Raw genomic sequence first — 7,243 nt, 5'->3', positions numbered from 1 at the left:
GATGCTTTTTCCCTTGTCTTCGAGACCGGAAGCAAATGAACTTTCTAAGTGAGCTACACTTGGCTTTGGTTTAGGCGAGTTTAACGCATTTACCCTATTGAATAAACCAAGGCTGAGAATTCCGGATAATTTTATAAATAACCTTCTGGTGTTTTTCATCTCATGGGCCTTTTAATAAGAAACAAATGTACCAATCTAGGGGTTGAAAATATAAAGCTCTCCATTACAATTTACAGTAAAAACCGATAGGGCTTTTACCCTTCAACACAAATCTTAAACAAGCGCATTGAAGCATAAGTGACTATTAAAACAATTCAAAATCCTTATAATAAGTCAACAGAAGACTATTTATCCAATCTAGCCTTTAAATAAAAGCATCGAGAAGAAAATAATTACGGGAACGTTCTCGAATTTTCAAAACGAAAGGGCTTTTACTTTTGCTTCAGCGCAATCCGGTATGGCTATTTTTTTAAAACAGTAAAGAATTTACAGAAAAGAAACCTTGAAAGCTCCCTTTCCGTTATCAATCCTCAATGGAACTATTACCCAAAATACAGATCAACTAAAATTAAAGGAAATTAGACTATATAAATATTTTTTTATATCTTGAGAGTAATTATTTCATGAACACTTCCTACATCCATAACGCCATCATCAGGAATACTTCCCTTCAAGAATTGAAGGCGAATTGGATTGTACTCGCTCACAATAAAGCCTTTATCAAATTACCCTCTACCAAATAAACCGGGGTAGAGGGCTTTAACCTAGTCATTTAGGCGGAAATTAACAGTCTTATCATTTAATCTCAAAAAGCATTGATTCACAAGGGTAAATCCACCTTTGGTTTAGTGCTATTTTCCAAAAATTTAAAATATTATGAAACCTATAGTTAAAGAATCTGATTACAGAACGATTAAGAACATCATTAACAACCTTACTCCAGCTCAAAAAACAAGAGAAGTAGGTCAATTAATGGATGAATTGAATTTGGCAAAAAAAGTCCCCGACAATAAAATCCCGAAAGGTACAATACAGTTAAATTCTCATTTTGAAGTGGAATTAGGACAACCTTCACAAACGATAAAAATGAAGATGGTAATCCCTAAAGATGCCAATTTAGCACAAAATAAAATATCCGTATTTTCACCACTATCCGTTGCATTAATCGGGTTCAAAGAAGGAGCTACGGTGGATTGGGAATTGCCCGGAGGCTTAAGAAAGATTAAAATCGTAAAGGTCACCACTCAAGTTCAAAAAGAAATGGTGACCAAATAAGCAATCCCCTTAATAAAATGGGACAATCGAAAGTAAAGGAAACCATAGACTTGTGCTATAGGAATAGCTAGTAAACGAGGAAGGGAATAGATTGAAAAGGCCGATTTTTACCTTAAGTTTCCTTAATTATAGATTATGGTGGAAACATGCCTGCAAATCAATTATAAAAGCATTACTTTTGTTTCATCAAATCAAACATTTCAATGACAGATAAAGCCGTTTCGTCCTGTTAAGGGGCTAAAGCACCTGCTGAATGGGTAGACAGCAATAGCTATTCTTGTGAAAATAAGGCAGTAAACTTTGCTTTCTATTGGAATTGAAGGAATTAACTTCTATCTTTGTGTCCCTTTTTGAGGGTGAAATGTATTTAACAAGCTAATTATTAAACATTTACACAGTGAATACTTTAAGCTATAAGACCATATCAGCGAATGATGCTACGGTGGAGAAGGAGTGGGTAGTAGTGGATGCCCAATCCCAGGTACTCGGCAGATTTTCAAGCGAAGTGGCAAAAATGTTGAGAGGGAAGCACAAGCCAAACTTTACCCCTCATGTTGATTGCGGAGACAACGTTATTGTAATTAACGCCGAGAAAGTAAGACTTACCGGAAGGAAGTGGACAGAGAAGGTATATGTACGTCACACGGGATTTCCCGGAGGACAGCGTATAGCAACTCCAAAGATCCTTTTGGAAAAATCTCCTCGTACTCTGGTAGAGAAAGCAGTAAAAGGAATGCTTCCAAAAAACAGACTTGGTAGAAAACTATACACTAACCTGTATGTATATGCCGGCTCGGAGCATCCGCACAGCGCACAAAAACCTAAAGAAGTAAAACTTTAATGCTACCCGTCAATGGAAGTAATTAACAAAATTGGAAGAAGAAAGGAATCCGTAGCCAGGATTTACATAAAATCCGGGAACGGTAATATCACGGTAAACAAAAGGGCCTTGGACAAGTATTTCCCTTTTGAGCTACACCAGATTGTGGTGAAGCAACCTTTGGTATTGGTCAATGAGGACGGTGCCTACGACATTAACATAAATGTTGATGGCGGTGGAATCAGTGGTCAGGCAGAAGCCATCAGAATGGCGATATCTAGAGCCCTTTGTGAAATCAACGAAGACCACAGAAGTCCGTTGAAAAAAGAAGGATTCTTAACGCGTGATTCCAGAATGGTTGAACGTAAGAAACCAGGAAGAAGAAAAGCAAGAAGAAGATTCCAGTTCTCTAAGAGATAATTGGATATATTCTTTTCTTAATATCATAAACAACAATTTATTAAATGGCCAATATAGAATATAAAGACTTACTGGATGCTGGTGTTCACTTCGGACACTTAACAAGAAAGTGGGATCCTAAAATGGCACCCTATATCTTCATGGAGAAGAATGGGATCCATATTATTGATCTAAACAAAACGCTCGTTTGCCTTGATGAAGCATCCAACGCAATCAAGCAGATCGTACGCTCAGGCAAAAAAATCATGTTTGTAGCTACGAAAAAACAAGCCAAAGATTTGGTAGCAGAAGAAGCCAGAAGGCTTAAGATGCCATACATTACTGAAAGATGGCTTGGTGGTATGATGACAAACTTTGCTACCATCCGTAAATCTTTGAAGAAGATGTCGACAATAGACAAAATGTCTAAAGACGACGCTTACAAAAACCTAGCAAAGAAAGAAAGGCTGATGATCAGCCGTCAAAGAGAAAAGCTGGAGAATGTATTGGGAGGTATTTCTGACCTTACACGACTTCCTGCAGCCCTCTTTATTGTAGATATTAAACGGGAGCATATTGCCTTGGCGGAAGCTAAGAAACTTGGTATCCCTGTGTTTGCATTGGTAGATACAAATTCTAACCCTAATGAGGTAGATTTCCCTATCCCTGCAAATGATGATGCTTTTAAATCCATTTCACTATTGGTGAAAGCATTCGGTTCTGCTATTGAGGAAGGATTGTCTGAACGTAAGAAAGACAAAGACGATGCTAAACTTTCTGAAGAGGAAGAAGCAAAAAAAGCAGCCGACGCTGAAACCAAAGAATAATCCACTTTGACATTTTAATTACAAAAATTGGACACTTGCGACAGCTTGCTGTTCAATTTTTGTTTTATTGTCAACACCTAATTTAATTCAACAAAAAAATATAAACCAATGGCTATTACTGCACAAGAGGTAAATAAACTGAGACAAAAAACCGGGGCCGGTATGATGGACTGTAAGAAAGCCCTTACCGAAGCTGAAGGAGATTTTGAAAAAGCTATTGATATCCTTAGAAAAAAAGGACAAAAAGTTTCAGCTTCCAGAGCAGACCGTGAAACCAAAGAAGGCGTTGTGGTTACTAGTGTAAGTGAAGACGGTAAAACCGGAACTATCCTTTCACTTACTTGCGAAACTGACTTTGTTGCCAAAAATGATGAGTTTTCTGCCTTTGCTAATGCCATCTTGGCTGAAGCAGTAAAAGCAGACGCTGAAAGCATTGATGCTGTTTTGGCATTGCCTTTTGAAGGCATCACCATAGGTGAAAAAATCACTGAAATGACCGGTAAAATCGGTGAAAAAATTGGTGTTTCTCACCTAGAGAAAGTAACTGCGGAAGTGGTTGAACCTTACATACACTCCAACGGTAAGTTAGGTGTATTGGTAGGGCTAACCAACACCGAAGGTGCTGATGTTTCCGAAGCAGGTAAAGATGTAGCCATGCAAATTGCTGCCATGAATCCGGTAGCACTTGACAAAGATGGTGTAGATTCTTCTGTTGTTGAAAGAGAGATCGAAGTTGGTAAAGACCAAGCCAGACAAGATGGTAAACCAGAAGCAATGCTTGAGAAAATTGCCATGGGTAAATTAAACAAGTTCTATAAAGAGAATACTTTGCTTAGCCAGTCTTTCGTGAAAGACACTAGCAAAACCATCGCTCAATACCTTGACAGCGTTAGCAAAGGTTTGACCGTATCAAGTTTCAAAAGAGTTTCTATAGGTTAATCCTTAAAGAAATCAACATATATTTAAACCTGACCAATATTTTGGTCAGGTTTTTTTTATATCTCTGCCTTAATAAAAGCAAGTTATAAACGCTTTCCCTTAATCAATTTCCCAGCTTTACATACATCTCTACCCACTACAGCAAAAAAAAGGATAAACAGTATCTTATTTAAGCCAAAATCATAATGGGGCCTTCCAATAAAAATGGTTTAAATTGAATCCTTAGTCAAACTTTATCGTTTTTAATGTTATGGCTTCAAACTTTGTTCGATCACTATTTTTACTTTTTTTTCTTCCTTTTAGTGGAATGGCTCAAGACATAATATTCGGTATAGAAACCAAATACAACTTCCCTATCAATGATTTCAAAGAAAAAATTCAAGCCAATAGCTTCCCTGAAATAGCCGGGTCTGTATATTACGAATTCCCTAGCCTACCGGTTGCTGCAGGCCTAAGTGTTGGCTATGGGATCTATGGCTCCTCATTAGAAAAAAGAGATGACCTGTATAACGGAGATTCAGAAGTGTTGAGACTACGCAGAAACAGTAATATTCTAAATATCAAGGCCCATTATAAACATTACCTACCCTGGGTAAAAATGGACAGGCTCTTTATTGATCCACAAATAGGGTTAAGCAATTTATATACCCGCTATATGATCAGAGAAACGATATTTTCCGAAATCTTAGAAGAAGGCTTGGACCATTCGGCCTTTACCATGGCTTATGGGTTAGCATTGGGTTATAAATTACCCATTGAATTTAAGGGAAATGATACGCAACTGGAGTTGAAAGTCAATTATAACAGCAGTGTGCCTTTCCGTTTCCTGCCCAAAGGAGCTGTAGAAACGACCAAAAGTCCAGGGGAAAATGCGGTATTTCACTATAATACTCAAAGATCAAGCCTAGAAATAGTTCAAATCGCAATTGCGGTGGTGGGTATATAGGATGTTTTCTAATCGCATTATGCAATGGTCCTGCGATTGGTTAAACTTTTGACTATCCATAGGCTTTTATAAGCTACTCCAATTGCAAAGCCATAAAGTGAATATTGACTAGTAACTCATCGCAAGGGATTGGTGAGATTGTAACAAAAAGTTAAACTCTCTTGGGCCTTGTCTACCTCCAAAACCCTTAGGCTTCATGCTTAAAAAACAGCCCAAACAAGGATGTTAGCATTGAGATAAGGAAGAACAGCAGACTAAATGCTACTGCCACATTCTGATCTATCCCTACATAATCATGCGCAAAAACAAAAACCAGCTCCCTAGCCCCCACTCCTCCAATGGTCAGTGGTAAGACGGAAACCGTACTTGAAACAAGAAACACAAAAAGGTAAGGGATGTATTGATCTTCTACCCCCATACTAACTAAAATAAAGTAGGCACTGCACAATTGCAGCAATTGATTTAGAAAGGAAAACCCGGTGGTGGACGGCACAGAGCCCATAAATTGTTTAAAAAAAAGCAACATCACCAGATAAAATCCAATCGGGATAAACACAATTCCTAATATCCCCAACCAAAACATAGTAATGGGGAAATCCCAGGGTAAGTTCAAGAGCAACATCAGGCAAAACATCAGCCAGAGTAATACTGCCAAGCCATTTCCTCTGTCGAGTAAGGCCGCATTGATCAATTGTTTCACAGGAGTTTTATGTACCTTATTGAGTAAATAAACCTTATAACCATCTCCCCCAATGCCTCCGGGTAGGAAAAGATTATAAAACATTCCTATGAGATACAATTTTATATTCTTGATTTCAGGTAAGCGAAGACCAATATCCCTAAAGTAAATGTTCAGACGTATTGCACTGAACAACTTTGAAGCTACAAAAAACATCCAAGCCAGGAACACCCATCCTAGATGAGAGGTTTGAATCACCTTCCAGGTTTCTTTAGTATCTATTTTACTAAAAACCAAATACAGCGCCAGACTGGTAAGTAGGATTTTAAGAAAAAATTTAAGCCTCTTTTTTATCACCTTGAAAAATTGCTTTCACTGTATATGTCTTTTTATCCTGGGATTCATAATAGGTCCTAACGATTATTTCAGCCACTATTCCTGTAGTAATCAACTGCACTCCACCAAGTAATAAAATAAATCCTACCAAAAGTATGGGACGCCCCCAGATATCTTCTCCCATTAGCTTGAGTACAAGTAAATAAATATTCACCAATACTCCCCCTGTGAATGCAAAAAGCCCTAATGTACCAAATATATGTATGGGTCGCTGAAAATATTTCTGAAAGAAGAGCATTAAAATAAGGTCAGCAATGACCTTAAAAGTTCTACTAAGTCCGTACTTTGACTCACCATGAATCCTTGGGTGATGCTTTACGTCTACCTCCGTCATGCGTGCCCCTTCTTGTTTTGCCAAAACGGGAATAAACCTGTGAAGTTCTCCGTAAAGCCCCATATTTTGGGCAATATGTGCTTTATATATTCTCAGGCTACAGCCATAATCAGAAAGAAACACCTTAGTTGTGTGTCGGATTAACCAATTGGCCATTTTGCTGGGCAGCTTCCGGAGCACAAAGCCATCTTTTCTCTTGGCCCTTCTCCCGGCCACAACGTCCCAATCCTCATCCCTAACCATTTTCAACAGCATAGGAATATCACTAGGATCATTCTGGAGGTCGCCATCCATGGTTACGATATACTTCCCATTGGAATGATCTATCCCTCCTGCCAAAGCAGTAGTTTGGCCATAGTTTTTGTTAAACACCAATACCCTTGTTCTTTCATTGGCCAGCGCCTTCATTTTCTCAACCGAACGATCTGTAGACCCATCATCTACCAGTATCAATTCATAGTCAATGGCTGATAATGATTCATATACGGCATCTAATAAGGGAGCAATATTACCTTCTTCATTAAAAATGGTAATGACAACGGAAATCTCAGGCTGAGTCATGATTTAAAATTTGGACGAAATTAAGGCTTTTTAAAAGCTATGACAAATGGAAGCCTTAAAACCTATT

Annotated in this window: 8 protein-coding genes; 6 read left to right on the top strand and 2 right to left on the bottom strand. The window is 38.2% G+C overall.

Features of this window, described 5'->3' with window-relative positions; all coding sequences use genetic code 11:
* Positions 1-876: 876 nt before the first annotated feature.
* From AAC037_RS15765 to AAC037_RS15740, 6 genes are all read left to right on the top strand, one after another.
* On the top strand, positions 877-1,275 hold the full coding sequence (locus AAC037_RS15765) for a GreA/GreB family elongation factor (protein WP_339903878.1): 399 nt from the start codon (positions 877-879) through the stop codon (positions 1,273-1,275).
* A 397-nt stretch (positions 1,276-1,672) separates the two neighbouring features.
* A complete protein-coding gene (rplM, locus tag AAC037_RS15760; protein ID WP_014020964.1) occupies positions 1,673-2,116 on the top strand; it encodes a 50S ribosomal protein L13 in 444 nt (147 codons plus the stop codon).
* A gap of 12 nt (positions 2,117-2,128) precedes the next feature.
* On the top strand, positions 2,129-2,515 hold the full coding sequence (gene rpsI, locus AAC037_RS15755) for a 30S ribosomal protein S9 (protein ID WP_339903877.1): 387 nt from the start codon (positions 2,129-2,131) through the stop codon (positions 2,513-2,515).
* Between the two features lie 44 nt (positions 2,516-2,559).
* The gene (gene rpsB, locus AAC037_RS15750) at positions 2,560-3,321 is read left to right on the top strand and encodes a 30S ribosomal protein S2 (protein ID WP_339903876.1); all 762 of its coding nucleotides are present in this window, start codon (positions 2,560-2,562) and stop codon (positions 3,319-3,321) included.
* A gap of 108 nt (positions 3,322-3,429) precedes the next feature.
* Positions 3,430-4,260 (top strand): translation elongation factor Ts, encoded by an 831-nt coding sequence (gene tsf, locus AAC037_RS15745; protein ID WP_339903875.1) that lies wholly within the window; start codon positions 3,430-3,432, stop codon positions 4,258-4,260.
* A 307-nt stretch (positions 4,261-4,567) separates the two neighbouring features.
* Complete coding sequence (locus AAC037_RS15740) at positions 4,568-5,206, top strand: hypothetical protein (protein ID WP_339903874.1); 639 nt, start codon at positions 4,568-4,570, stop codon at positions 5,204-5,206.
* Between the two features lie 187 nt (positions 5,207-5,393).
* On the opposite strand, the gene AAC037_RS15735 is transcribed toward AAC037_RS15740, so the two are convergent.
* On the bottom strand, positions 5,394-6,242 hold the full coding sequence (locus tag AAC037_RS15735; protein ID WP_339903873.1) for a lysylphosphatidylglycerol synthase transmembrane domain-containing protein: 849 nt from the start codon (positions 6,240-6,242) through the stop codon (positions 5,394-5,396).
* Positions 6,223-7,176: a glycosyltransferase family 2 protein gene (locus tag AAC037_RS15730; protein WP_339903872.1), complete on the bottom strand. Its 954-nt coding sequence runs from the start codon at positions 7,174-7,176 to the stop codon at positions 6,223-6,225. The genes AAC037_RS15735 and AAC037_RS15730 overlap by 20 nt, the downstream gene beginning before the upstream one ends.
* Positions 7,177-7,243 lie beyond the last annotated feature (67 nt).

The sequence above is a fragment of the uncultured Cyclobacterium sp. genome, assembly GCF_963976465.1.
Classification (GTDB): Bacteria; Bacteroidota; Bacteroidia; order Cytophagales; family Cyclobacteriaceae; genus Cyclobacterium.
The sequence above is the reverse complement of the archived record's forward strand: the minus strand, read 5'-3'. Positions and strand labels throughout refer to the sequence as shown.

What these genes read in the sequence shown, in the direction of transcription:
- AAC037_RS15765 (WP_339903878.1), top strand. Translation starts at nt 877, where the DNA reads ATGAAACCTATAGTTAAAGAATCTGATTACAGAACGATTAAGAACATC.
- rpsI (WP_339903877.1), top strand. Translation starts at nt 2,129, where the DNA reads ATGGAAGTAATTAACAAAATTGGAAGAAGAAAGGAATCCGTAGCCAGG.
- rpsB (WP_339903876.1), top strand. Translation starts at nt 2,560, where the DNA reads ATGGCCAATATAGAATATAAAGACTTACTGGATGCTGGTGTTCACTTC.
- tsf (WP_339903875.1), top strand. Translation starts at nt 3,430, where the DNA reads ATGGCTATTACTGCACAAGAGGTAAATAAACTGAGACAAAAAACCGGG.
- AAC037_RS15740 (WP_339903874.1), top strand. Translation starts at nt 4,568, where the DNA reads ATGGCTCAAGACATAATATTCGGTATAGAAACCAAATACAACTTCCCT.
- AAC037_RS15730 (WP_339903872.1), bottom strand. Translation starts at nt 7,176, where the DNA reads ATGACTCAGCCTGAGATTTCCGTTGTCATTACCATTTTTAATGAAGAA.